The organism is Arthrobacter subterraneus (assembly GCF_900099735.1).
GTDB classification, from domain to species: Bacteria; Actinomycetota; Actinomycetes; order Actinomycetales; family Micrococcaceae; genus Arthrobacter_D; species Arthrobacter_D subterraneus.
In genome coordinates this window covers 1-25,205 of record NZ_FNDT01000006.1, presented here as the reverse complement: position 1 = coordinate 25,205, position 25,205 = coordinate 1, and the positions used below count along the sequence as shown (strand labels likewise).

General features: G+C 59.7%; 26 protein-coding genes. 14 read left to right on the top strand and 12 right to left on the bottom strand.

Annotated elements, in window-relative coordinates:
• Positions 1-21: 21 nt before the first annotated feature.
• Complete coding sequence (locus BLS52_RS08530) at positions 22-396, bottom strand: VOC family protein (RefSeq protein WP_217636732.1); 375 nt, start codon at positions 394-396, stop codon at positions 22-24.
• Positions 397-920: 524 nt separating this feature from the next.
• Between BLS52_RS08530 and BLS52_RS08525 the strand changes: the two genes are divergently transcribed.
• From BLS52_RS08525 to BLS52_RS08490, 9 genes are all read left to right on the top strand, one after another.
• Positions 921-1,607 (top strand): hypothetical protein, encoded by a 687-nt coding sequence (locus BLS52_RS08525; RefSeq protein WP_139186247.1) that lies wholly within the window; start codon positions 921-923, stop codon positions 1,605-1,607.
• Positions 1,604-1,966 (top strand): GntR family transcriptional regulator, encoded by a 363-nt coding sequence (locus tag BLS52_RS08520; protein ID WP_090585938.1) that lies wholly within the window; start codon positions 1,604-1,606, stop codon positions 1,964-1,966. The genes BLS52_RS08525 and BLS52_RS08520 overlap by 4 nt, the downstream gene beginning before the upstream one ends.
• 116 nt (positions 1,967-2,082) lie before the next feature.
• Entirely contained in the window at positions 2,083-2,865 is a 783-nt protein-coding gene (locus BLS52_RS08515; protein ID WP_090585936.1) for a PDDEXK nuclease domain-containing protein, read from the top strand.
• Positions 2,866-3,316: 451 nt separating this feature from the next.
• Complete coding sequence (locus BLS52_RS08510; RefSeq protein ID WP_090585934.1) at positions 3,317-3,709, top strand: hypothetical protein; 393 nt, start codon at positions 3,317-3,319, stop codon at positions 3,707-3,709.
• A 237-nt stretch (positions 3,710-3,946) separates the two neighbouring features.
• On the top strand, positions 3,947-4,195 hold the full coding sequence (locus BLS52_RS19050; RefSeq protein ID WP_342707439.1) for a DUF1016 N-terminal domain-containing protein: 249 nt from the start codon (positions 3,947-3,949) through the stop codon (positions 4,193-4,195).
• On the top strand, positions 4,165-4,962 hold the full coding sequence (locus BLS52_RS08505) for a PDDEXK nuclease domain-containing protein (protein WP_342707438.1): 798 nt from the start codon (positions 4,165-4,167) through the stop codon (positions 4,960-4,962). The genes BLS52_RS19050 and BLS52_RS08505 overlap by 31 nt, the downstream gene beginning before the upstream one ends.
• Before the next feature lie 678 nt (positions 4,963-5,640).
• The gene (locus BLS52_RS08500) at positions 5,641-6,228 is read left to right on the top strand and encodes a hypothetical protein (RefSeq protein ID WP_139186246.1); all 588 of its coding nucleotides are present in this window, start codon (positions 5,641-5,643) and stop codon (positions 6,226-6,228) included.
• Positions 6,229-6,550: 322 nt separating this feature from the next.
• Entirely contained in the window at positions 6,551-6,826 is a 276-nt protein-coding gene (locus BLS52_RS08495) for a type II toxin-antitoxin system Phd/YefM family antitoxin (RefSeq protein ID WP_090585930.1), read from the top strand.
• Positions 6,823-7,116, top strand: a complete 294-nt coding sequence (locus tag BLS52_RS08490; protein ID WP_090585927.1) for a type II toxin-antitoxin system RelE family toxin — start codon at positions 6,823-6,825, stop codon at positions 7,114-7,116. The genes BLS52_RS08495 and BLS52_RS08490 overlap by 4 nt, the downstream gene beginning before the upstream one ends.
• 504 nt (positions 7,117-7,620) lie before the next feature.
• On the opposite strand, the gene BLS52_RS08485 is transcribed toward BLS52_RS08490, so the two are convergent.
• The 3 genes from BLS52_RS08485 to BLS52_RS08475 are packed head-to-tail and all read right to left on the bottom strand — an operon-like array spanning position 7,621 to position 11,873.
• Positions 7,621-9,000, bottom strand: a complete 1,380-nt coding sequence (locus tag BLS52_RS08485) for an MmgE/PrpD family protein (RefSeq protein ID WP_175460122.1) — start codon at positions 8,998-9,000, stop codon at positions 7,621-7,623.
• Positions 9,001-9,010: 10 nt separating this feature from the next.
• Positions 9,011-10,684, bottom strand: a complete 1,674-nt coding sequence (locus BLS52_RS08480; RefSeq protein ID WP_090585924.1) for a FumA C-terminus/TtdB family hydratase beta subunit — start codon at positions 10,682-10,684, stop codon at positions 9,011-9,013.
• A gap of 1 nt (position 10,685) precedes the next feature.
• Positions 10,686-11,873: a CaiB/BaiF CoA transferase family protein gene (locus tag BLS52_RS08475; protein WP_217636731.1), complete on the bottom strand. Its 1,188-nt coding sequence runs from the start codon at positions 11,871-11,873 to the stop codon at positions 10,686-10,688.
• Positions 11,874-11,963: 90 nt separating this feature from the next.
• On the opposite strand from BLS52_RS08475, the gene BLS52_RS08470 reads away from it, so the two are divergent.
• Positions 11,964-12,686, top strand: coding sequence for a GntR family transcriptional regulator (locus tag BLS52_RS08470; protein ID WP_139186244.1), 723 nt, complete (start codon positions 11,964-11,966; stop codon positions 12,684-12,686).
• A 49-nt stretch (positions 12,687-12,735) separates the two neighbouring features.
• On the opposite strand, the gene BLS52_RS08465 is transcribed toward BLS52_RS08470, so the two are convergent.
• The 7 genes from BLS52_RS08465 to BLS52_RS08435 all read right to left on the bottom strand — a co-directional run bounded on the left by BLS52_RS08465 (position 12,736) and on the right by BLS52_RS08435 (position 19,192).
• Positions 12,736-14,022, bottom strand: a complete 1,287-nt coding sequence (locus tag BLS52_RS08465) for a TRAP transporter large permease (protein ID WP_090585917.1) — start codon at positions 14,020-14,022, stop codon at positions 12,736-12,738.
• Entirely contained in the window at positions 14,019-14,570 is a 552-nt protein-coding gene (locus tag BLS52_RS08460) for a TRAP transporter small permease (RefSeq protein WP_175460121.1), read from the bottom strand. Before BLS52_RS08460 ends, BLS52_RS08465 begins: the two co-directional genes overlap by 4 nt.
• Before the next feature lie 83 nt (positions 14,571-14,653).
• Complete coding sequence (locus tag BLS52_RS08455; protein ID WP_090585912.1) at positions 14,654-15,703, bottom strand: DctP family TRAP transporter solute-binding subunit; 1,050 nt, start codon at positions 15,701-15,703, stop codon at positions 14,654-14,656.
• 211 nt (positions 15,704-15,914) lie between these two features.
• Positions 15,915-16,634 carry a GntR family transcriptional regulator gene (locus BLS52_RS08450; protein ID WP_245702766.1) on the bottom strand — a complete coding sequence of 240 codons (720 nt, stop codon included), beginning with the start codon at positions 16,632-16,634 and terminating at the stop codon, positions 15,915-15,917.
• Positions 16,624-17,793 carry a CaiB/BaiF CoA transferase family protein gene (locus tag BLS52_RS08445; protein ID WP_281241696.1) on the bottom strand — a complete coding sequence of 390 codons (1,170 nt, stop codon included), beginning with the start codon at positions 17,791-17,793 and terminating at the stop codon, positions 16,624-16,626. Before BLS52_RS08445 ends, BLS52_RS08450 begins: the two co-directional genes overlap by 11 nt.
• Positions 17,790-18,623, bottom strand: a complete 834-nt coding sequence (locus tag BLS52_RS08440) for an HpcH/HpaI aldolase/citrate lyase family protein (protein ID WP_090585909.1) — start codon at positions 18,621-18,623, stop codon at positions 17,790-17,792. Before BLS52_RS08440 ends, BLS52_RS08445 begins: the two co-directional genes overlap by 4 nt.
• A complete protein-coding gene (locus tag BLS52_RS08435; RefSeq protein WP_245702764.1) occupies positions 18,620-19,192 on the bottom strand; it encodes a MaoC family dehydratase in 573 nt (190 codons plus the stop codon). The genes BLS52_RS08440 and BLS52_RS08435 overlap by 4 nt, the downstream gene beginning before the upstream one ends.
• Before the next feature lie 104 nt (positions 19,193-19,296).
• On the opposite strand from BLS52_RS08435, the gene BLS52_RS08430 reads away from it, so the two are divergent.
• Positions 19,297-20,559, top strand: coding sequence for an acyl-CoA dehydrogenase family protein (locus tag BLS52_RS08430; protein WP_245702763.1), 1,263 nt, complete (start codon positions 19,297-19,299; stop codon positions 20,557-20,559).
• A 273-nt stretch (positions 20,560-20,832) separates the two neighbouring features.
• Here the strand turns inward: BLS52_RS08430 and BLS52_RS08425 are convergent, their stop codons facing one another.
• Positions 20,833-21,306 carry a GNAT family N-acetyltransferase gene (locus tag BLS52_RS08425; RefSeq protein ID WP_090585906.1) on the bottom strand — a complete coding sequence of 158 codons (474 nt, stop codon included), beginning with the start codon at positions 21,304-21,306 and terminating at the stop codon, positions 20,833-20,835.
• A gap of 311 nt (positions 21,307-21,617) precedes the next feature.
• On the opposite strand from BLS52_RS08425, the gene BLS52_RS08420 reads away from it, so the two are divergent.
• The 3 genes from BLS52_RS08420 to BLS52_RS08410 all read left to right on the top strand — a co-directional run bounded on the left by BLS52_RS08420 (position 21,618) and on the right by BLS52_RS08410 (position 25,176).
• Positions 21,618-22,115: a MarR family winged helix-turn-helix transcriptional regulator gene (locus tag BLS52_RS08420; protein WP_090585903.1), complete on the top strand. Its 498-nt coding sequence runs from the start codon at positions 21,618-21,620 to the stop codon at positions 22,113-22,115.
• A 1,351-nt stretch (positions 22,116-23,466) separates the two neighbouring features.
• Positions 23,467-23,850, top strand: a complete 384-nt coding sequence (locus BLS52_RS08415; protein WP_090585900.1) for a hypothetical protein — start codon at positions 23,467-23,469, stop codon at positions 23,848-23,850.
• 178 nt (positions 23,851-24,028) lie between these two features.
• A protein-coding gene (locus BLS52_RS08410) for an IS3 family transposase (protein WP_090585897.1) occupies positions 24,029-25,176 on the top strand; the annotation gives its coding sequence in 2 pieces (ribosomal slippage) (positions 24,029-24,302 and positions 24,302-25,176; 1,149 coding nt in all).
• The last annotated feature ends 29 nt before the right edge of the window (positions 25,177-25,205 follow it).

The window sequence follows — 25,205 nt, the reverse complement described above, 5'->3', positions numbered from 1 at the left end:
GATTGGGTGAGCGACCGGCACTTACTTCGGACTGATACCGCCGAAAGACAGTTCATTCCCATCAGGATCCTGATAGACGACCTTGCGCATGCCACCCTCGTAATGCTCCGACCGGAGGGGCTCGATGCCACGACCGGAGATCTCCGAGACCGTGCCGTCGACGTCCTCGACCATGACCATGCTCAGTGCCCCGCCGGCACGGTCGGGAAGCACCTCGAAATAGACATAGCAATGTTCACCGACCTCCCACACTGCCTCCCGGTCATTCGGATGAAAGCTAGGGTCCCGGCCCAGTAGGAGCCGATACCACTGCAGCGCCCGGTCATAGTCGGAGACCGCAAATCCAGCGAAGAGATCCACCATGGCCGCGATGGTACGCGCTTGGAGGAATCTCACTCAACGGTTGCAAATCCTGTGCTCCGTTGCACGCCAGGAGCATCCACTACCTCGCGTCGACCATGGCAGCGAGCGCAGTGACACGTAGCCTTATTTGTACTCCGCTCTTGACACAAGCATGCGAGACGGCTTGTATTGCATCACTGATACAAACCGTTTGAGGGGGACCCGTGGGATTTCTACCAATGGCAGTCGTCGTGGTCATCACAACAGTCGTGGCCGGGGGCTTGATCTTCCTCCTACGCCGGCTGAACGGCATGACTAGCGACGTCTCGATCAGAAGCGGTACGGCATCTCAGAACAGGGGGCCGGCCGCGTCCAAGTATCGTTCGGAGGCTCGCGCAACCGGCGCTGCTCTTCTGATCGGTTGCAGCGTCGCGTCGCTCATGTCGCTTATCTCCTCATGGTGGGGACAAGGTTACGGCCTGCCGTTCGCTCTCGCCGGTGGCGCCGGAACGGTCGTAGGGTTGCTGGCATATTCGCTTTGGCCTCGTCCGGCGTGGACGGCAGAGGTAGGAACGCCAGTGGTCGCAGAGCTCGAACCGCGTGGAGTCACCACATTTGCCCGTGAGCGTGTATTCGTTCTGCCCCTGACGGCGGCGATCATGCTGGTGCTCGGGTTGCTCTTGGCCGGTGTCTACTCGGCGACGGATGAGCATGGTCTGCACCGGGTATTTCAACGCCGAAGCCTCTCTGGCTGGGCGGTGGAGAATGGGCAGGTATCCGACGTCCAATACAACATCTCTTCGTCGGGGCCGTTCCCCGGCTGGTACTACGGCGTGCCGATGATCATCGGGACGGCGCTGATGATCTGCGTCGTGTACTGGTCTCTACACCGTATAGCGGCCGCGCCGCGCCCACCGTCGGCAGACCTCTTCGACCTAGATCGGTCCCTTCGATCGCTAGCGACAACATTCGTCATGGCCGCGTCCAGCTCAGCCCTTGCATTCCAGATCGCGGGCCTCGGCATTATTACAGGAATAGTCCTGCGCTCATCCCACACTGATCCTGTTCCCACCATCGACTCATCGCTGCCTCCTGGCACGATCGCCGTTGAACCCGGACACTCGCTCGCACTGACCCTGATTCTTGTTTCGATTCTCGTGGGCATCACCGCCGTAGTCTTGCTCGTCAAAGCCGTCACCATCAGTACGAACCTGCAGTCCCTCGCCCGCACCATCAGTAACCCGAACCACGAACCAGCACGATGATAAACGTCGACCCCTCATCAACAATCTCACCCGTCGAACAGATCCGCTCCCAACTGGCAGCGCAGATACAGGCCGGGCAACTCACGCCCGACACGAAGCTCCCGCCGGTCAGGCAACTCGCCGCTGACCTCCGAGTAGCACCCGGCACAGTGGGCAAAGCCTACAAAGAGCTCGAAAGTGCAGGACTCATCCGTACCGCACGCGCGGCAGGAACCCGGGTCAATCCTGGGCACGCCACCACCGAACCGCTCATCAAGGCAGCCCAAACACTGGCCGAAAGGGCTAACAGGCAAGGGCTCACACTCACCGAAGCCCAAGGGCTCCTCGCCCACACGTGGAAAACAATCCAACCAAGCTAGACACCACAATCGAGCCCCATAAACACTGCCCACGGGTGCGGTGAAGGATCGTCCTCGTTTGTCGGCTGCAGATGTGCCACATCCTGTGGCACATCTGCGGTAGACAGGGTTGAGGAATGGTCTCTTCAGAAATCGACCTTCCTGCGGATTATGTTGACTTGCTGGAAGCCCTGAGGGCGCGGATCACTGGTGCGCGCATCCAGGCGCAGCGAACTGTCAACACCTTGGTGATCGAGCTTTACTGGTCGCTGGGTAAGGACATTCTCGCCCGCCAGACGAGTCAGGGCTGGGGGACAGGAGTCATCAGACGGCTGGCAGCCGATCTTGCCGTTTCTTTTCCCGATATGAAGGGTCTGTCATACCGGAACCTGCAGTACATGACTGCGATGGTTCGGGCTTGGGGTGCGGCTGAGAATGTGCCACAGGTTGTGGCACATTTGCGGTGGGGCCATATCCGCATGATTTTGGACAAGGCCGCCACCGGCGAGGAACGGGACTGGTATGCGGCTGCAGCCGTCCAACACGGTTGGTCCCGGAACGTGCTGCTGAACATGATGATGAATCAGTCGATGGAACGCACCGGTACGGCGCCATCGAATTTCACTCGTCAGCTCGCAGCTCCGGACTCTGAACTTGCCCAGCAGATGGCTAAGGACCCCTATAATTTCGAGTTCCTCGGTCTGTCCGGTGAGGTCGCCGAACGCGACCTAGAAAATGCCCTGACGAGCCGCATCACCGAGACGCTCCGGGAGTTGGGCCCGGGCTTTTCGTTCGTCGGCCGCCAGGTGCACTTCGACGTCGATGGTGATGACTACTACGTGGCCTTGTTGTTCTTCCACATCGAACAACTCCGGTACGTGGTCATCGAGCTGAAGAGAATTAGACTCCCATTTTCCTGAGAGACAAGCCGGTAAATCGCACGCACCTTTCCATCCGAGACCACCCGCTCCTTCTGAGTCTTGCGGCGAAGTGCACGCGTTGAATCCAGATTGTCCTTGCAGTTACGGGCGGAGCGCAGGATATGGTCATGGGGTGGACGCTGGACCGCTCAACACAATTGTCTTAGGCCTTGTCTGTGCAGGCATCTTCTTCTACGTGCTGTATGGCGTAGTGCGGGCCGCTGTGCGTGATGGGATAGTTCAAGCCCAAGCGAAATGCAGCCAGCAGTTGCCCGCCGCTCAAGGAAACACAGCCGAGTAGCCACGTGCGGTGAGGGATCCTGCCAGTCCACGTTTTCTTGGCCGCAGAGGTGGTGTCCTAGGTAAGACCGAAATTATCGCGTTTCGTAGCATGTGATTTAGCCTGTGATTCTACTTTTAATGCGAGGGGCCTGCATGGGAGCATGGAACCATGACGGAGGTTGCAGGCATACGTGGAGGGCTGAAGGCACACCAGGATTCCGTCCGGCTTCCGGATGGCGAATTGGTGCGCGGCCTACGCGACATCCTGGGTGTGAAGCTGGTGGCCTACATCGGCTCGGTGAAGGAAACCCGGGCGGTCCGCCAGTGGGCTGACGGTGAGCGGAAGCCTTCAGCCGAAGTGATGACCCGGTTGCGGCATGCGTACCATGTGGCTGCCCTGCTGGCCGAGCGTGATTCCCGCTCCGTGGTCCAGGCGTGGTTCCAGGGCATGAACCCGCAGCTGGACGATGTCCCGCCGGCGCGAATGCTGCGCGAAGGCCAGCTCGAGGATGCGGCACAGTCGGTGCTGACAGCAGCCCGGGCCTTCACTGCAGCAGGCTAACGGGTGGATTCAGAAGACCTCGACCGGTTAGTCCAAAGTTCTTTGGACTAACCGAAGACGAACAGCACTACCAGCACCAATTGTCCAAAGAACTTTGTACAATCGGTGAGGCCTATGGACCAGGAGCCCGCGGTACTAGGCGATCAGGGTGGGATGTGTCCATAATCGAGCCAGACCTGCCCGCCGGCTATGCCGGCACCCTTGATTCTCTGAAGGAACTGGTCACCTCCGCGCGCGATGATCGAAATGTACTGGGGAATCGGCGCAACCCTACTGCAGCGTCAGGCACAAGAACCGTGGGGGAGCAAGGTGCTGCAGCGCCTCGCGGCAGATCTCAAGGCGAGCTTTCCGCATATGCGCGGTTTTTCCCGCTCCAACCTGTTCTATATGAGGTCTTTCGCAGCGGCCTGGGACTTCTCGGATCCCGCCGTCCGTGGTCGTGTTGGTGCCCTGCCGTGGGGCACATCATCGAACTGCTCAAGCTAAAAGACCCCGCAATCCGCGACTGGTACGGAGAACGCGCGGTCGAACATAACTGGAAGCTCGAGATTCTGCAGCATCAGATCGCCACCGGACTCCACCGACGCATCGGAGCTGCTCCCAACAACCTGGAGGCACGCCTTCCATCCGACGGCGCCGAACTTGCCCGCAACGTCGCCAAGGAACCCTTGGTCCTGGATTTCCTCGGACTGACCGCAGAGGCGGAAGAAATAGCCATCGAGGAGGCCATGACACAGCGCATGTCCCAAACGCTGGCTGAGTTCGGGCCGGGCTTTGCCTTTTACGGCCGCCGGTACCACCTCGACGTCGAAGGCGACGACTTCTACATCGACCTACTGCTCGTTCACGTCCCGACCAACAGGTTCGTCGTTGTCGAACTCAAATCGGGGAAGTTCAAACCCGAACATCTGGGACAGCTTAACTTCTACGTGGCCGCTGTCAATGACATGGTCAAGTTCCCCGGCATGGCGCCGACCGTAGGGATCCTCATCTGTGGCTCAAAGCACGACCCAACCGTCCGCTATGCGCTCGACGGCTCCTCCCAACCCATCGCTGTCACCTCGTACACCTACGACACCCTTCCAGCAGAGAACGCGCCGCCCTCCCTTCTCCAGCAGCCATCACCGCAGCCCTTGAACAGGGAACGGTCGGACAACCAGGGGAAGGCCGAGCGGCTTCTTGGCGGAGAGCGGGAGTTTTACGCGCCCAATTCTGGGGAGAGATTCCCGGGCCACGACTCCCCTTCCGGCTAGCGACGTGGCTTGCGATATGCGTGTGATTATGTCAAGTAAGACTTGTTCCGACTCGAACCTCGCGGCAAATGCCTTCTCCGCCTCTGGAACCGAAGCAGTTTTTTACTCGAATCATTTCGGGGACGCCCTCCATGCGATCGACAGACACAACGAACCTGTGGCCCAATTCTGAGGCAAGGCGTCGCCCCAGCTCTTGGCCGGAAGCAACAACATCCGAACCACGGGCGCCTCCGCCGTAGAAAGACGCTTCCCAAGATCGAAGATCCTCAATCAGCTGCGAGCTCAGGTGGCTATCCTCATAACTAATTGGCCCTCCGGCCGCCCACAGCGGAGATTCTGCATGGCCGAGGAACAGACGAACGACCCGCCGCTCGGTAGGTGTTGGAATTGCCATTTCCGGCTCCTGGTGCCGATGGGTGAATAGCGAAATCGATCGTTACAGGGATGTTATACCGGTTCGTGAATGGATTTGCTTGCTCTCCGGATATGTTCCGTGAATCACACCTGCACAAAGGCAAGGCCCAATCCTGAAGATTGGTCTGCTCATGAAGCGCTCTGGGTTCCTCTCCGCAATCGTCACCACGGTTTTACTCATGTCCTCAGGGGTCGCGCCCAGTGCTGCGACGGAAGTCGCACCTGTGCCAGAGGAGGAGGTGCTGCCCTAATGGCAATGATTACTTGGCGGAGTTCGATTTGCTTGATGTCCCCTCGGGTTTCACATATGAGGCACTGATCAACGGAGAGGTCTACACACCCCCGGTTGGGAATATCCCGGGGGTTTACGAGCCAGTTCCCTTACGTGGTGGCACCACCACCAGCAGCACAGAAACTCACTCGACAATGTCCACGACCACGACGATCTGGGCGGCTTGTGGAACCTTTGATAAAGAATCAAAGACCGTCAGGACATTCTCCCGCAACTACGTCAGCTACTTGAATCTTGCAGCAGGAAATTCTCCCCTGAAGTGCGGAAACAACAACTACGGTTACCGGCACATCAAACTCAGGCACAGTAACGACTGGGGCAGCTTGGGCGGGCTCGTCGGATCGAACTGGCGGGACTTCGCAGACTGGTCAATCAACCAGTGCCTCAAGTGGCCCTCCTCCGTCGCAAACAACGGGACAAGGAACACCTACGAGTTCAAGGCTCCGATACAGATCCGCGACAAGCGCACCTGGAAAATTATTTCCACCAAGTATTGCAACGTCTCTATCAGCCGCGGTAGCTCCCGGCAGCTGATCACGGCCTTCCCATCTAGCAAGTAGGTACGCGCTCGGCCTTCGCCCTTCCGGCAAATGATCCGACTCCGATGAACAACGTGGTGAAATCCGACAACACCCACAAGGAGACATATTCCACCTGGATATGGATACCGGAGCACCTGCAGATCAACCCGGTATCGGCAAGTCGCTGGTGGAGCCCAAAACGCTGCGCAAGAGGGCACTGGTGATCCATCTGATGAGATACGCAGACTACTACTGGTGACCGTGTATCGGATGCAATAATCAAGGGTTTAGCTGACACAACGGTAACTATCGGCTAAAAATCGGGCTATGCCATAGCCAGAAGTCGAGCTAAAGTTCCACTATGAAGACAGTTCCCCTGAGTGAAGCGAAAGACAAGCTCTCGTCCTTGGTGGATGAAGCCGATAAGACCCATGAAATCATCCAGATCACCCGTCACGGGCATCCGTCGGCGGTTCTGATGTCCGCTGACGATCTGGAGTCACTTCAGGAAACGATCCATTGGCTCTCGCAGCCGAGCATCAGAGAAGACCTGGAGCAGGCCAAACGCGACATCGCGGAAAACAACACGGTCAGCGGCGAAGACCTGCGCCGTGAGTTTGGGCTACCTCCCAGGTGAGTGAGACACCATCTAACGACCGAGGTCTATGGAAAGTCGAAGTCACCAGTCCCGCGCTGAAGGGCTTCCGCCAGCTGCCCGAGAAAGCTGCCACCGCGATCGTCGAATTCGTCACTGGAGCTCTGGCCGACAATCCTCACCGGCTCAGCAAGCCGCTGACGAATGAACTCTTGGGACTGCGCACAGCACGCCGGGGCGACTACCGCGTGCTGTTCACGCTCGATGTTGAAGAGCACATCTTGTACGTTCATCGCATCGAACATCGATCCAGCATCTACAAGCCTCGCTGACCCCAGCCTGAGGTCTTTGAAAGTCCAGGCGACGGTGTCCTCAGTCCGCAGCTACGGGACATCAAGATGGAGGAACTCCACCACAAAGTGACGCCATCAATCATGCCTTTGGGCTGCTCGGCCTGACTTGGAAGAGCGAATAGACCCCTCCCGTGGCTTACTTGACGTAATCACGCATATCGGCAAAACAAAACACCTAGTCAGAAGGGGTTTTCTGCCATTTTGGTCGCCTGCCGATCCCCAGCGTGCGGGTCGGTGATTCGGCTCGTGGTTGAGGAGCTTGCTGCTGTTCAGAACTATCTGGATGCGATCCGCTCCCAGCTCTTGGTCCCCGGGGAAATGCTCATCGAGCATAGCCGGCTACCCGAACGGATGCACCGCGCCGGACACTTTCGCCGGACCATAGGACCGCGATGAACGGTGATGACCTGCTCGTCCGGGCCGGTGCGCCGGCGCCGAGGAGAAGGTTGGCGAGTGCGTCCGTGGTTCGACCGTGACTTTTCCCTAGACAGGCTCCACCACGAGGTGCACCGAGCCGGTCATCGGCCCCTGCGCCTCCATCAGCTCGATCGATGCTGCGAGGCTCCCTGCCGCAGCGGCGCCAATGAGCCCTTCTGCCTTCGCCACGATATCCGCCCAACTGGCCCGGTCCTGAGGTGCGCCGCGGAAAGCCGCCGCCGACTTCTCGATCAGATTTCCGTTGGTGAGCCGAACGCTGACCTCGGCTTCCCATCGCGCGGGGAAGGCTGATTCCAGTGCATCACTGGTGTAGCAGGTGACCTTCTCCATCCACTCCCTGAGATCCCGTGCAACCTGCGGTGCGTCGTCGAACTGGTCGACCGTCGCGCGTCCCGTTGCCAGGGCTATGGCGGCGCCGAACGGCATGTTGAACTGGGCGTCCACCGGCGTTCCCACCGTGAGCTTCCGCTCGGCCGGCTCGGAGACTAGCGACGCCCCGGCCTTGATGACGCCGACGCGGATTTCGGCAACATCCCCGAGCCCGATCCCCGGATTTTCGTCATGGATATCCCGCAGTAAGTCGATATTTCCGTGCATGTACCGGCAGCAGGGGTAGAACTTGATGGACGTGTCCAGTGCGCCGCGACCGAACTCCAAACACAGTTCCCGCCCCTCCGGAAGCCCTTCCCCGTATTGCCGCAGGAAGCCGTCGCGTCCTTCCAACGCTGTCGCTGGGGCGTTGAAATCGGCTGCAGCCAGTTTCGCCGCGCGCATCCCGGTCGCCGCGGCATGGCCGGCGTTGAGGCGCTTGGTCCAGGAACCGTCGGAAAGAAATTCGAGGGATCCCGCAGCCATGTTCGCGGCGAGGCCCAGGGCGTGCGCAGCCTGGTCCTCGCTGAGGTCGAGCAGAGCCGCTGCCGCGGCGGCAGCTCCCAGCGCGCCGGCGATGCCGGTTGGGTGGAAGCCGCGCGCGTAACTCGCGCGCGCGCCCAGCAGGACACCGACAGAACACATGACGTCGTATCCAATCGCCGCTGCGGTCAACACGGCGTCGACAGACTGCCCGTCGCGGTCGGCGATCGCCAACACGGCAGGGAAGACGACGACGCCGGGGTGGAGGGAGGACTCCTCAAACGTATCGTCGAGTTCGAGCCCGTGCGCTGTGACACCATTGATCAGGGCTGCATCCTCCACTGCCGCGAAGCCTGCTGCCCCATGAAGTGCGGCCGGGAAATGCTGGGTCCGTTCCAGGCTGAGGGTGAACGCTGAGCGGACAGCCTGGGCCGAATCGCGGTCGGCTCCGCCGGCCGTAACCGCGAAATAGTCCAGGAGCAGCAGCCTCATCCAGGATGATACTTCCGGCGTCATGCGCGGGCTGCTCGTAATGTGGTGCGCCAGCTGGCGGGTGAACGTTGTCTGTGTCATCGTATTTCCTTCAATTGCTGTGTCCGGCGAGCCTTGTCGGCCCAAGGCCCACCACCGTCCGGTCTGCTTTGGCAAAAAAGTCATTCCCTTGCGCGTCCACGAGCACGAATGCGGGAAAGTCCTCGACCTCGATCCGGAAAACCGCTTCCATACCAAGCTCCGCATAATCGATGACTTCCACTGACCGGATGCAATCCTGTGCCAGGCGCGCCGCCGGGCCGCCGACTGACCCAAGATAATATCCGCCGTAACGCGCGCAGGCGTCGGCTACGGCAGGTGAGCGATTTCCTTTGGCGAGCATCACCAGCGACCCTCCCAAGGATTGGAACTGCTCCACATAGGCATCCATCCGGCCGGCCGTGGTGGGCCCGAAGGACCCCGAGGCCCACCCTTCGGGGGTCTTCGCAGGTCCTGCGTAATAGACCGGGTGGTCCAGCAGGTACTGTGGAATGCCCTCCCCGCGCTCGATCCTGGCCCGGATTTGCGCATGAGCTATATCACGGGCGACCACCATGGTTCCGCTGAGCGAAACCCTGCTTCCTACCGGGCAGGCGGCGAGCTGCTTCGTGATGGCGGCCATCGGTGCGTTGAGGTCGATGGGGGTGACCGCCGAATCGTCCTCGTCTGCATCCGGAGCAGTGTCAGGCAGAAACTGCGCTGGGTCGCGTTCGAGCTCCTCCAGGAAAACGCCCTCCGCAGTAATTCTTCCGATAATCTGGCGATCCGCCGAGCAGGAGACGGCGATAGCCACAGGCAGCGAGCCTCCGTGTCGGGGCAGCCGCACCACCCGGACATCGTGGCAGAAGTACTTTCCACCGAACTGGGCGCCGAAACCAATCTGGGTGGTGAGCTCGAACACCTTCGCTTCAAACGCATGGTCCCGATATCCATGCCCTTCGGGGCCACCATGGTCTGGAAGAGTGTCGAGGTAATGGGCAGAGGCCAACTTCGCGGTCTTGAGCGCAAATTCCCCCGAGGTACCGCCGACTACGACGGCGAGATGGTAAGGCGGGCAAGCCGCCGTGCCGATGCTTTCGATCTTTTCCCGCAGGAATTCGAGCATCCGGTCCTCATCAAGGACTGCTTTTGTCTCCTGGAAGAGGAACGACTTGTTGGCGCTGCCACCGCCCTTGGCAAGGAAGAGGAATTCGTATTCCATCCCCTTCCCAAGGGAAATTTCGATCTGGGCCGGCAGATTGGTTCCGGTGTTCGCCTCTTCCCACATGGTCAGCGGGGCCATCTGCGAGTAGCGCAGGTTCAACTCCTGGAAAGTGCGGTGGATGCCGCGCGAAAGGTGACGCGCGTCGTCCCCGTCTGTGCGGATCCGGTGGCCACGGTACGCGGACACGATCGCAGTTCCCGTGTCCTGGCACATTGGCAGCACACCGCCGGCGGCAACGTTCGCGTTACGCAAGAGGTCCAGCGCCACGTAGCGGTCATTGGCTGAGGATTCGGGATCCTCGAGGATGGCACGTAACTGCTCGAGGTGGTCAGTGCGCAGGAAGTGGGAGACATCCCGGAAAGCCTCAGAGGCCAAGTGTTCCAGCGCCTCCGGATCGATGTTTAACACGGCGTCCGCGCCTGTGCCCTGGATGCTTACCCCCGCTGTGGAGAGTAACCGCATCGGCTGCTCGCCGCGCCGGCGCGGCAGCAGGTCGGTGTAGTTGAAACGAGCGTCCGCCATGTCAGCAAATACCTTCCTGAATGAGTTCCTCCACCGCCGCTGCGTCGTACCCGAGCGAGGCAAGGATCGCGCGGGAGTGTTCACCCGTCTGCGGCACCGGTCCCATGCGGGCAGCGCGTCCAGGCACGGTGATAGCCGGCTGCACCGCCCGTACCGGCCCTGCCGGGGTGTCGACCTTGGTCCAGCGGTTCCGTGCGGCCAGCTGTGGGTGATTCAGGACATCAGCGACCTCTCGCTGGCGGGCGTGGGCCACCTGCGCCCGGTCCAATCTCCCGGCGAGGTCTTCTGCCGTCATCGCGCCAAAGACCGAGTTCACAGTTGAGTCGAGCGCTTCACGGTTTACTACGCGGGCAGTGCTGCTCGCGAAGCGTTCATCGGAGTAGAGGGTCGGAGTTTCCAGCACGATAGTGCAGAAGGATCTCCATTCCCGTTCATTCTGGACGGAGAGCACGATGTCCGCTCCATCGCCCGAACGGTAAGTCCCATACGGCGCGATTGCGGCATGGCTGGTACCGGTTCGTGCCGGAGCTGCTCCGCCGTACTCGGTGTAATAGAGGGGGTAGCCCATCCACTCGATGAGGGAGTCGAAGAGGCTTACTTCCAGTTCCGATCCATGACCGGTCCTCTCCCGTTCATACAGCGCCGAGAGAATGCCAGAAAACGCATACATTCCGGCGCCAATGTCCGCTGCTGGAATGCCGCTCTTGGCCGGATGGTCGGGGCTGCCGGTGACAGAGACCAGGCCCGCCTCGGACTGGATGAGCAAATCATATGCCTTGGCGTCCCTGTAGGGACCGTCGCTGCCGTACCCGCTGATCGAACATGTAATCAGGCGCGGGTAGAGTGTACGCAGTTCGGGCGCTCCAAGTCCGAGACGGGACGCCGCGGACGGTGCGAGGTTCTGGATGAAGACGTCAGCTTCGCCAAGCAGTTGATGCATGATGGTACGAGCTTCAGGGCGCTTCAGGTCCAGCGTGATGCTTTCCTTGGTCCGGTTGAGCCAGACGAAATGACTCGATTGGCCCCTGACCGTGGTGTCGTAGCTCCGTGCGAAGTCGCCCGTGCCCGGACGTTCGATCTTGATCACGCGAGCGCCCAGATCGGCGAGTTGTCTACTGGCGAGCGGTGCTGCGACGGCCTGCTCGCAGCTGACCACAGTTATACCGCTAAGGGGGAGTTCATCCGTCACGCCCTGTATCTCCTCATTGAAAAGTAGGACTGCATACCACGGCAGTCTTGCACCAAACCTATTATGCATAGTTTTCGAGATGATGCATAATTGCAGAGAGTTGATGTGCTGACACAACCGGAAAGGAAGGTTTCGATGTCGGGTGCGGCCCTTACAAAACGGGATCAGATTGTCGACGAGTTGCGTCGAATGATTGTCAGCGGAGAAATGCCGCGCGGCTCGCGGTTGCCCCAGGATGAGCTTGCCAAACGGTTCAACAGCAGCATCACTCCGGTACGGGAGGCCTTGCGTGCACTGGAAGCCGACGCCCTGGTGGTTGCGGAACCCCATCGGGGAGTCCGCGTGGCGGGGGTCGACTTTGAGCGTGTTCAGGCAACGTACGTCCTGCGCCGGCTCGCTGAGAGTTTCGCGATGCGCCGGGCGGCGATCCGCCTGTCGCCGCACGAGCTTCTGCAGGCGGAATCGCTGCTTGCGCGCCTGAAGGAAAGCACTGCACGCCGGGACGTGACGGCGATGAGGTCGCTGAACCGCGATTTTCATTTTTACTTCTACCAGCGCTGTGGGCTTCCCGGGCTGGTCCAGGAAATTGAGGGTCTCTGGAGGGTCTTTCCGTGGGATCTGCTGCTGGATGCCCCGGAGCCGGCCGACATTTCCGATACAGAGCACGAATTGATTCTCGATGCCGTCCGGCGCAGCGATCCTGAAGCAGCGGCCGATGCGATGGGGGCGCATCTTGCACGCAGTTTTCTCGCTCTTGCGGGGCGGATTACTGGTACTGATAACAGCGATCCGTTCGAGATCCACGGGCTTTGAGCGTGGCTCCTGTCGGTAGCCACCAAGGGCACGTCGGCAGGAGCCACGGTCATCTTCCCAGCGGAAACAAAGCGATCTGTGGAATGAACGTCACCAAGATCAGTGCGATCAGCAACACCCCCACGCTTGGCGCCGCCGCTTTCGCTACGTCGATGATGTTCTTGCCCGTGAGGCCACTGGCCACAAACAGGTTCAGGCCCAAAGGAGGCGTCATCATGCCGATCTCCAGGTTCAGGACCATGATGATTCCGAGGTGGATCGGGTCGATGCCCAGCGCGAGGCCAACCGGAAGCAGTACCGGAGCCAGAATTAGGATGGCACTGGAGGTTTCCATGAACATCCCCACGATCAGCAGCAGTACGTTGATCATGATGAGGAACATCAGTGGTGACAGGTTGGATTCCAGGAGGGCTGCGCTGACCTTGGTGGGAATTCGTTCCGATGAGAGGACGAAGGAAAACAGGATTCCGGAGGCAACAACAAACATGACCATCGCGGAGGTCCGCGCGGAGGAGAGCAGTATGGACCAGAGGTCCTTGGCTCCGATTTCCCGGTACACGAACAGGGACACAATCAAGGCATAGAACACTGCCATGGCTGCGGCCTCGGTTGGAGTGAAGAACCCCGTGTAGATCCCGCCCAGTACAAATCCCGGGAGGGCCAGACTCAGCGTCGCGTCGCGCAATGACTTAATCTTCTGCGTGCGCGTGAGTACGATCGAATTTTCGCCGCTGCCGTAGCCTCGTCGACGTGAAATCACGATGGCGAGAATGAGCAGCATGACACCAGCCATGATGCCCGGTCCGATACCGGCGATGAAGAGGTCGCCGATGGACTGTTCAGTGGCGATTCCATAGATGATCAGTGGGATGGATGGCGGAATCAGGATGCCCAGGGAACCGGAGGTGGTGACCAGTCCAATAGAGAAATCCTTCCCGTACCCGTGGCGGATCATGGCGGGAATGATCAGGGTGCCGACTGCAACAACGGTCGCCGGACTGGAACCGGAGATTGCCGCGAAAAACATGCAGGAAAGGACTGCAGTCATCGCCAGTCCTCCACGGAACTGGCCGACAAGCGAGTTGGAGGCGTCGATCAGGCGTTTGCTGATCCCGCCGCGGCTCATCAGGTTCGCTGCAAGGACAAAGAACGGGATCGCCATCAGCGGGAACGAATTAAGTGAGTTGAATAGACGTTCCGGTACCTGTGTCAACGGGATGGTGGTGAAGTAGAAAAAATAGATGAAGGAGGTCAGCCCGAGCGCCACGGCGATCGGCGTTGAGGTGAAAAGCAGCGCAAATAATATGACGATCAGCGCAATCATGGATTCAGTCATCGCTTCTCCTCCCCGTTATCCATCCCCAAGGCTTCCTCGGCGCGTTGATATTCTGTCTTTTCTCCTTCGGCAAAGGCAGTCTGGCCCTTGAGAAGCCGCACGAGCATCTCAATCGAACGGAGCAGCATCAGGCTCATCCCGATCGGGACCGCTAGTTCGACGACCCATAGTGGGAGCTTCAGCGTGGGCGTGACAGTGGCAATGGAGAAAGGCTCGAAAATGAGCAGCCAGGCGTAGGTCCCAACCAGGATCAGGAAGACGATCATCACGGATGTGCCGAGTATTTGCATACGCCGCTTGCCGACCGGCCCGATGAACGGTTCGAAGATGTTCACCGCGATATGTTCGTTGTGTCGCAGTGTGATCACGGCCCCGAGGAATGTTGCGTAGATCACGAGGTAGACGATTGTCTCCTCGGACCAGGGTAGATGGACGTTGAAGATTGCCCGGAGCAGGACCTGGGTAATTGCTACAACGGTAGCCAGCCCAAGAGCGGTGCACGCCAGGAAATTTTCGACGCGGGTCAAAATACGGTCGAAGCGTTGCAATGAAGCCTCAGTTCTACAGAAGGGCTGTAGCGGCAACAAACCCCAAGCTGGGGGTCGCTGCCGCTACAACGGTTCAGGAATGTCTACTTGTCGCGCTCCGCGAGCAGCCCATCAATGATCTCCGGGCCCAAAACGTCTTTGTGCTCCTCCCAGACCGAGGGGACGACGGCGTCCTTCCAGGCCTGGCGCTCCTCCTCGGTAAGGGTAACGATCTCGGTGGAACCCTCTTCGATGATGGCCTGCTTGGCCTCCTCGTTCACTTCAGTGGCAACCTCGCGGTTATAGGCACTTGCCTCATCCATGGCGTCGATGACCAGCTGCTGCAGGTCCTCGGGAAGGGAATCGAAGAACTCGCTGTTGATCGCGGTCACGTAACCGATGTAGCCGTGATCCGATTCGGTGAGGAACTTCTGCACGGTGTGCATCTTCTGGGTTTCGATATTCGAGTAGGTGTTCTCCTGCCCGTCAATGACCCCCTGCTGCAGACCGTTGTAGACCTCAGCGAAGGCCATGGTGGACGTCGCGCCACCCCACGCTTCGAACTGGCTCGCCAAGACATCGGCAGGCTGGATGCGGAAGCTGAGTCCCTTGGTGTCCTCAGGAGTACGCAGTTCCGTGTTGGCCGAGAGCTGCTTGAGCCCGTTGTCCCACAACCCGAGTACCTGGACGTTCTTCGATTTAAGGTCTTCATTCTCGTAGATGACATCGCCTATGACCGAGTCTCGTGAAGCGAGCGTGGGGATGTCCTCACTGGTGTCAAACAGGAAAGGAAGGTCCAGCAGCTGGAGCTGCGGCGCGATCGTCGTGAACTTGGAACTGGACGGAGCGATCATCTGCACGCTGTTGGATTGCAACGCCTGCAGTTCGTCTTTGTCACCGTAAAGCTCGGAGTTCGGATAAATCTCGACCGTGATTCGACCGTCGGAGGAATCCTCGAGGATCTCCTTGAACTTTTCAGCAGCCTTGCCCTTGGGAGTGTTCGCGGTGGTGACATGGGAGAACTTGATGGTGAATGACTCGTCGCCAGCGGCGTCGCCACTGCGCGCACCGCCACAGCCGCTGAGCACGAGTGCGGCGGAGAGCGCCAGACCGATACCGGCCAGGGCGCGTGAGCGTGGGGAAACTTTTTTCATGGAGCTGGTTCCTTATCGTCGTTGATAACTGCTAGCCGGTAGAGCGAGCCACGCTGGAACTGCAACGGGGCACGACCCTCTGGATGAGGATACCGCATCAGGCATTGCGATGCAGATCATGCATACTTTTTAAAGTTTATGCATCGGTAAGATGTGTCTTTTCGCGGGCGGACGGTCCTGTGGCGCCATTTGGCTGCCCCAGAAGTAATACTCAACGTGCCAGCTGATCGGCGCCAGCGTCCCCGGCAGAGTGGGGGGAGCGCCCGATGCGGCCGTCGAAATGGGTGGCGAGGAGCTCACCTGCATGCACAATATGATTTTCCATGGCCAGACGTGCAGCCTCCGGGTCCCTATGGCGAATACCCTCAAGCAATGCCTCGTGATCAGCCACCGTAGCCTGTGGCCAACCCTCGATGGCAGAGTAGAAACGGCGTGGCACATAACGGGCCACGAGGCCCAGCGCCCAACTCATTTTTCGGGATGCAGCCATCCGGTTGATCTGTCGGTGGAAGGCATGGTTTTTCTCCTCGAGCAAAGCAAGATTGTTCCTGGCCGCGGCTGCAATAAGTTCATGGTGCAACGCTTCCAGTTCCGCGAGCGATTCGCTCGCGGCGTTGCGAGCGGCGCGTGCAGCAAGCTCACCGCCGATGAGGGACTGGACGGTGAACAGGTCGCGGATGTCCTGGCCCGTCAACGGCGCCACGATGAATCCCCGGCGGGGAACCAGTTCCAGAAACCCTTCGACGCGAAGTGCCTGCAGAGCCTCCCGCGAAGGGGTAGTCGAGATCCCCAGGGCCGCACCAATCGTCTCCGGGCGCACCAGGCTGCCTGGGCGCAGCTCTCCGGACATGACCAGCCCGCGGACATAGCTGGAGGCTTTGTCGCTGAGTTGGCGGCGGGCGCTCGCGCTGCCGGATCCGTTATCCGTCAAGCTGCACCCTGGGTTCCGTCATTCCCAATTGCGCCAGGACACGTTCCGTGTGCTGCCCGATTCCCGGAACGGGGCCCAGCTGGAAGCCGTACTCCCGGGAGGTCACAGGCGGGATTAGGCTACGAAGCGGCCCGGCCGGAGAGTCGACCATCCGCCAGCGGTTGCGCTCTTCCAGCTGCGGGTGCTGAGAAAAATCCTTCATATCGCGCAGTTTCGCGTTTGCTATCCCGGCAGCATCCAACCGCCGGAGTACTTCACTTGCAGGTAAGGATTCCAACACCTCATTGATCCGTCTATGCAGCTCCGGCCGATTTTCCACCCGCAATGCGTTCCCAGCGAAGCGTGGATTGGTGGACACATCGGGGTGCTGGAGCACATCCGTACAGAAGACAGTCCATTCGCGTTCGTTCTGGATACCGAAGAAAACCGTTCCGTCCGCTGTTGCAAACGGCCCGTACGGTGCTATCGAAGCATGCTCGGCGCCGCTGCGCCGCGGCGGCTCTCCCCCGTATTCCGCGTAGAAATAGGGTTGCGCCATCCATTCCCCCAACGCTTCGAGCATGGAAATTTCCAGCACGTCACCGCGCCCACTGACCGAACGTTGGATCAAAGCTGCAAGTATTCCCGAATACGCATAGCTTCCTGCACAAATGTCCGCAATCGACACCCCCACCTTCGCAGGGGCCTCCGGTGTCCCGGTGACGCTGAGCATGCCGGCCTCACACTGGACCAGCAGATCGTACGCCTTCTTCTGTTCGTACGGTCCTCCCCGCCCATACCCGGAAATAGAGGTGTGAATCAGCCGCGGATTGAGGGCGAGAGCCTCATCCGGACCGAGCCCCAGCCTCTCCACCGCTCCGGGAGCAAGGTTCTGCACCAGAACGTCGGCGGTGGACGTCAGCGCGCGCAGCACGGCCAGTCCGTGATCCGATTTGAGGTCAAGGACGACGCTTTCCTTGCTGCGGTTCAGCCAGACGAAGTAACTGGCCATTCCGTTGACCTTAGTGTCGTAACCGCGGGCGAAATCGCCGCTGTCACGCTCGATTTTGATCACCCGGGCGCCCAGGTCAGCCAATTGTCGCGTCGCGAACGGCGCTGCTACTGCCTGCTCGAGTGACACGACAGTGATCCCTGCCAATGGCAGTGTCCGCTCTGTCACCGCAGGCCTGCCCTCACCAGGATCCGGTTCGCTCTGTCTGTGACGGGTCTGTCTATCATCTGCCCGTCCAGCTGGACCGCTCCTCCTGAAGCCCCGATCACGCGCTGCGCCCAGGCTATGTCTTCCGCCGTCGGGGCGAAGGCTGCGGCTACCTCGCCGAGCTGGGCAGGGTGAATGCATAGCTTGCCCCCAAAACCGAACGAACGCGCAGCGCGGGCTGCGGCGCGTACCCTTTCCAGATCCCGAATATCCACAGATGGCGAGTCGAGCGGGGCGGCAACGCCAGCTGCGCGGGACGCAATGACAAGCTGAGCGCGCACATAGTCAAGCACGCCATCGATTGCCTCGGCGTCAATATCCAGAACAAAGTCGATCGCACCGAACGCCAGCCGCGTCACAGCCGGCACTGCTGCAAGCTCGAACGCGCGAACCAATCCGGCGGCAGATTCGATGAGCGGCACCAGGTCCAGGCCGGGGGGCAGTGCTTCGCCGACGTGCTGAACCGCAACCGGATCTTCGGCTTTCGGTATGACGATTCCCGCAAGCCCATGACCGGCGTGGTTCGCCAATGCGAGCAGTGCGGTGATTTCATCCTCGTAGGTTGCCGTTCCGACGGCGTTGACACGCACGAGTGCCCTCAGTCCGTCCGGCCCGGACAGGGCTTCAATCACAGCAGCCAAGGCTGCTTGCTTCATCTCGGGAGCGACAGCGTCCTCCAGGTCCATGATGACGACATCGGCGCCTGATGAAGCCGCTTTCGCGAACCTGTCCGGACGGTCCCCCGGAACAAATAACGCCGTCACTGCGCCAGCCACCGTAGGCTCGGTCATGCATGGTCTCCGACTGCTGGAAGTGAGGACTCGTCCGGGCGGGATGAGGTGACGGTTGGCAGATGACCCTTCCGGTAAATCATGAAGGTCCGCCTGTAGCTGATCACGATGGTGCCATCCTGGTTGTATCCTTCCGTCGCGACCGTAACCAATCCGAGGTTCGGGCGCGAAGCAGAGGCCCGCGTCGCCAGTACTTTGGAACGTGAATAGATCGTGTCGCCCTCATAAACAGGATGGGGCATGCGCACCTCGTCCCACCCCATGTTCGCGAAAACGTTCATGGACAGGTCGATCGTCGACTGCCCGGTGGCCAGGGCGAGAGTAAAGGTGGAATTGACCAGCGGCAACTTGAATTCGGTGCCTTTGGCAAAGTTGCTGTCCACATGGGTCTTGGCGACATTCTGGGTCACCAGGGTGAACCACTGGTTATCAGCCGCGGTGACCGTCTTTCCGAACGGGTGATAGTAGACGTCCCCGAGGGAGAAGTCCTCGAAGAGACGGCCTGACCAGCCTTCCACCTCCCGGCTATCGCTGTTCCGTCCTGGCATCGGGTCGTTCTGTGCATCCACGGACAAACTCTCCCTCAATCGTAGCTAGCAATAAGATCTAACCAAGCCAATATATTGGAAAACCAGCCCTTTGGTCCACTAACGGCCATATTTTTCAGGGGATCTTGGTCAATTATCGTGAGGTTGTGTTTTCGCATCGAATGTCAATATATTATGCAAGGAGCTGGCACTGGGTCAGCATCCGCAGCATGCAGGGAGCACCCATGACACTGGATCAGGCTGATTTGGACGAACTCCGGCAACGCACGCGAGAGCTTTGCGCGCGTTTCCCGGACGAGTACTGGCGCGAAACGGACCGGAATAGGCGCTACCCGCAGGAATTCGTTGACACGCTGACCGAGGCACGCCTGCTCTCCGCGCTGATCCCCACAGAATACGGCGGCCTGGGGCTGGGGCTGACCGAAGCCAGCGTGATCATGGAAGAAATCAACAAGTCAGGGGGGCATTCGGCGGCCTGTCACGCTCAGATGTACACCATGGGCGCACTCCTCCGACACGGAAGCGTCGAGCAAAAGCAGGCCTACCTTCCGGCCATCGCGGCGGGAACCCTGCGGCTGCAGGCATTTTCGATTACGGAAGACGCCGCCGGCTCCGATACGACCAGCATCCAGACCCGTGCCGACCCTGCCGATGACGGTTTCATCCTCACGGGGCACAAGAGCTGGACCAGCCGGATCGAACAGTCCGACCTCGCACTCGTCCTGGCCCGCACCGCTGCTAAAGGAGAAGACAAAACCGCGGGGCTGACTCTCTTTTTGGTGGATCTGCGCCAGGTCCGCTCCGAGCAGCCGGAATCGCTGGAAGTAGTCAAGGTGCGCACTATGTTCAACTACGCTACAAACCAGATTTTCTTCCACGGATTGCGTGTGCCAGCCTCGGCCGTGATCGGTGAAGTCGGAAAAGGTTTCCGGTATGTCATTGACGGGTGGAATGCCGAGCGGATCCTGCTGGCGTCAGAGGCCGTTGGAGACGGTTACTGGTTCTCCAACCGAGCCACTGAGTATGCCAACAAGCGGGAGGTGTTCGGGCGCCCGATCGGGGCGAACCAGGGCGTGCAGTTCCCGATCGCTGACGCGTACATGCGCGTGAGGGCCGCAGATCTAATGCGCTACGAGGCTGCCCGGCTGTTCGACTCAGGTCAGCCGTGCGGCGCGGAAGCGAACATGGCTAAGCACCTCTCGTCCGAAGCTAGCTGGGCGGCGGCCAACGCCTGCCTCGACACTCACGGAGGGTACGGATTTGTGGATGAGTATGACGTCGAACGCAAGTTCCGCGAAACCCGGATGTTCCAGGTTGCGCCGGTCAACAATAACCTCATCAAAGCCTTCATCTCGACGAAGGTTCTCGGGCTGCCTCGCTCCTACTAGATGAGCGGGTCCTTTGAGGCGGTTGCCGTGGACACTGTCGATCGAAGGCGGAGGGTAGTCAGCACTGCGTAAGAAGACAGATTTGAACACCCTCCTGAGCGCACTTCAGCGTCCATTCCGCGGTGACCCGATCTTGCCGGCACTCGGATCCGGCCGAGCAAATTGCCCCGATCGCAAGCCCGCGCTCAACGAACCGCAAATGGATCCCTCAGCGTGCTCGGGCCGAGCCTCACCGAACACATGCAAACCTGGCCGCTGCGGGTTGTTTAGTCTTCAGAGCAGCGGTTTCGTGTAGTAGTCGGATATTTCGGTCGCCGTCTTGGTCGAGCCGTCATCGTCGATGTAGTCGTAGGTGATGGACGTTGATTCTCCCATCGGCCGGTATCCCAAGCGGACATACAGGTCGCGGGCTCGGTCGTTGTCGGTGCCTACGCCAAGGTAGATGTGATCAAAGCCAGCGGTTCGCGCCTGTGCCTCAAGCCAATCACAGAGGGCGGTTCCTACGCCTTGACCTCTTCGGGAGGCCTTCACAAAGAGATTCTTCATTTCCGGCGGATAAGTCGCTTGCAGGTCCAAGACCACAGTCCCGAGCGGTACTGATCCTTGCCATGCTGCAGCGAAATACAGTCGTCCGTCGCGTTGGCGTTGCAGCATGGTTCGGGCAATACCGGCACCTTCCGGTTCCTCCTCCGTGAGTGCGAGCAGATCTTGGTCCGTGCACTGACGCACAACAAGTGGAAAATCCATTCCCCTAGACTGCCGGATTTCCGATATACAGACGAGAGTTGGCGAGTCCTTACCTCGCCCGTGCGTCGTTCCCGGCACCAATCTGCTTGGCCACAATTGCGCCACATCCTGTGGCGCAATTGTTCAGGATCCTCCAGCTCCGGGTTTCGGAGATCACGGCCTCGCTCTTTCCAGTAGTCGGTCACGTCGTGAGTAAGAGCTCATAATGCCGCTCGCCGGCCGGCGTTACTTTTCTAGTCAAGCAAACCCTAGAGCGCTATGAGTTTCCTGAGCAAGTCAGATCACCGCCTGCCGTCGGCTATTCTGGGGGAATGAAAGACTCCGACACTTCGGCAACTCTCACGAGTGAGGAGCTCGAGACCTGGGCTGGGCTCGCAACCGTTCTTGAATGGCTACCGGCAGCCCTGGATAGTCAGCTGCAACGAGACGCGCAGCTCACACATTTCGAATACGGTGTGCTGTACGCGCTAGCCCACGCACCCAATTCCACGCTCCGAATGAGCGTCCTGTCCGGCTACGCAAACAGCTCACTATCGCGCCTGTCACGCGCGGCCACCCGACTCGAGTCCAAGGGGTGGATGCGGCGAACACCCGACCCCACCGACGGCCGATACACCCTGGCAATTCTCACCGACATCGGCCGTCAAAAGATCGAGTATGCGACACCCGGTCACGTGCAAACGGTCCGCGAGCTGGTCCTCGATCGCCTCACCAAACCGCAAACCCGGCAGCTACGAGAAATCACACACCGCATCACCCACGCCATCCGCAGCGAAGGGAGCTGGACTGCTCCAGTGCCCCGCGACTGAACCTACATATACATGTCAGCTTGCCTATAGCAGCTGCAGTCGTTAGATCTAGGGAGTCTGAAACAGCGTCGGATGCGGGGACGTCTACGCACCATCCCTCACCGGGCGGTTTCTCAAGCAGTGTTTGCGGGAAGCTCTTCTTGCTTGTCCCTGGAGAAGGAATGATGGTGGCGATGGGTAAGGTGACTGACAAGCGCTCACGACATCGACGAAATGGCGGCCGCCGTCGCGTCGAGAGTCGTTTCCGTGTCCTACGCGGCCTTGCCAGGATTCTTGATGCTTACGACGCCCTGATCAGTTTTGTCGCTTTAGTAGGTAGCCCCGAGTCGCAGACCGTTCTTCCGCTCGACTTTCAATCCTCCTCATCCAGTAGGGCCAGCAGGCTGAGCGTGCCATGGAGGAAAGCCAAAAGCCTCGCCAAATTAGATGCTCTGCCGGATGAACCATGGGTCGAGCACCGTGTTGGTGTCATAGTTCAAGGCCCTGAGATCGGCCGTTACATCGCAGCTCGCCCGAGTACCGCAGGGATCTATGACGTCCTAGTTTCACGAAAGCGGAGCCGCAAAGGGTTGTGTGTTCTCTATCGCGAGGTGCCACGCCTAACCCTGGAAGAGGCAACCAACCGAGGAAACGTTCGCTGGCTGCCGGTTGGAATTCATGCAGACTCCATCACTAGCGCACAATTTCGCCGCGCTCATGCATCTCCTGCTCCACTAACGACGCTAACTCAACACTGATGACAAGCGCCGTGTTGGTTCAGGTCTAGCTTGGTGGAAGTGGATCCCTGACCGTGCCCTTTCGCGGTCAGGGATCCACTGAGACAGATCGCTTGAGAGGTCAGCTAGGATTCTTCGAGAATCAGGCCCGCGGCTTCCGTATATCGCAGAATCCAGTAATGGTCAGTGGCCGTCCATGCATTGCCTCTCATGGGCGCTTTCGCTGCCCATTCAGCAGCTTGATCAAGCCAGTTTTCTCTAAGCTCCTGACTCATACGCTGACGCAGCTCCGAGGGTACCGCGCTAACCCACATCAACAGAGGGCTCCGGCCATGTGGTCGCGCGTCCAGGTACTGGGAACGAGCGTCCGACGGCCAGCAGGAGTGTAAGACCATCCGCCCTTCGAAATTCGCTTCCGTCCGGCTAAATGAAAGGCTTCCCACAACAGCTCCCGCGGATACAAGAGCTGCAAAGACCTCATCCCTGCTCAGAGGGTAGGACCATCCTTTGGACAGTTTGTCCTTGTCATAGCTTGACCAGGGTTCCTCGCTCGACATTTCTGGATCCTATCCGTCTAAGTCTCCGGCGGACACTTCATGCGATAGTGACTGAAGAGACATCGCTATGGGGGACGTATGGCGTTCAAATCACAACGCAAGCTAGGGCTTCTTCTTGCCGCCATCGCGTTCTCCGTGTTTTGGTTCATTGCTGTCGGCTGGGCCGACAGAGGAGAGATGGTGCGGGATGCCGGCCTTTCTATGGAGTGCCATTCCGAGCACCTACCAGAAGGCACCATCCATAACCCCGAGGGCTCGCCACATCTGCCACGCGGAGAGTACCGCTTCTTTCCGATCCTCGGGCTGGAATGCACCTTCTCCATGATCGACGGCACCGAAGTGCAGACTTTTTACCCCAACTACGCTTTCACCACCATGGCCGCACTTCCGATGTGTATCACTGCTGCAGTCGGGACAGGGTGGTTGATCAGATCAGCGAAGTTGAAGGGCAACCGTATCTAGCGGCATCGTAAGCTGATCCCTCAGCGGGCACAGAAAGCTAGTCCCAGTAGGCGATGTACGTGACCTGCTGGCCCCGCGATCGCCAGCGAAAGCGAGGCTGGTTGGGTCCCTGGGTAGGAGTCCGGTGACTGTGTGAGTTTCGCATCCGATAATGGGTGCAGGAGGAAATTCACAGATTATGGCACGTAGGCATACCCCGGATCAGGTCGTCGCGAAGGTCCGGCAGGGGCAGAAAATGCTCAATGACGGCAAGCCGATGATCGAGGTCATCAAGGAGCTGCAGGTCACCGAGGCAACCTGGTACCGGTGGCTGCAGCAGTACGGCTCCGAGCAGAACGCAGCCCAAACCAAAGCGGTCAAGGACTTGGAGAAGGAAAACGCCCGGCTGAAGCGGTTGCTGGCGGAGAAAGAACTGGCCATCGACATACTGAATGAGGTGGCTAAGGGAAAATTCTGAGCCCCGAACCTCGCCGGCGTGCAGTGCGCATGGCGGTGGAGAAATTCGGGGCGTCCGAGAGATTCGCGTGCAAGGTGCTGGGGCAGAATCGTTCCGCTTTGCGTAAGGCACGGCCGGTGGTTAGTTTCGAGGAAGCTCGGCTGCGTGCGGCGTTGCGGGCGGTGGCCGCGAAGCATCCGGCGTGGGGGTGGCGGAAGGCTCGTTGGCATCTGCTGGCCCAGCCGGAGTGGGCTGGCGTGGTGCTCAACGCTAAGCGGGTGCGCCGGCTCTGGCGGGCCGAGGGACTGACGTGCAAGCCGAAGGCGCGTAAGCGTCGCCGCACCGGGCCCGGCGCCGGGGAGCAGAAGCGGCTGAAGGCCGAATACCCGATGCACGTGATCAGCTTCGACTTCCAATCCGATGTGACCTCCTGCGGGAGGCATGTCCGGTTCTTCAACGTCATTGACGAGTACACCCGGACCGCCCTGGCCATCGTTCCGCGCAGGTCCTTCACCGCCACCGATGTAGTCGCGGTGCTGGAGGACATCATCGCCGAAACCGGCGTCACCCCAACCTATGTGCGCTCCGATAACGGACCGGAATTCACCGCCGCAGCGCTGGTCAACTGGTGCGCCACTGCCGGGGTAGATACTGCGTTCATTGACCCGGGATCGCCTTGGCAGAACGGGTTCGCCGAGTCATTCAACGCCCAATTCAGAAGGGAACAACTCACTGGGGAAATCATCGACACCATGGCCGAAGCGAAGTACTTGGCCGAGGAATGGAAGAACATCTACAATCATGAACGGCCCCACGGGTCCCTCGACGGCATGACGCCGAAACAGTACTGGGACATCTGGACGCAGAAAAATCAACTAGCTATCGCATAGCCACTGGACTGCTAACCGGGACCCAATCA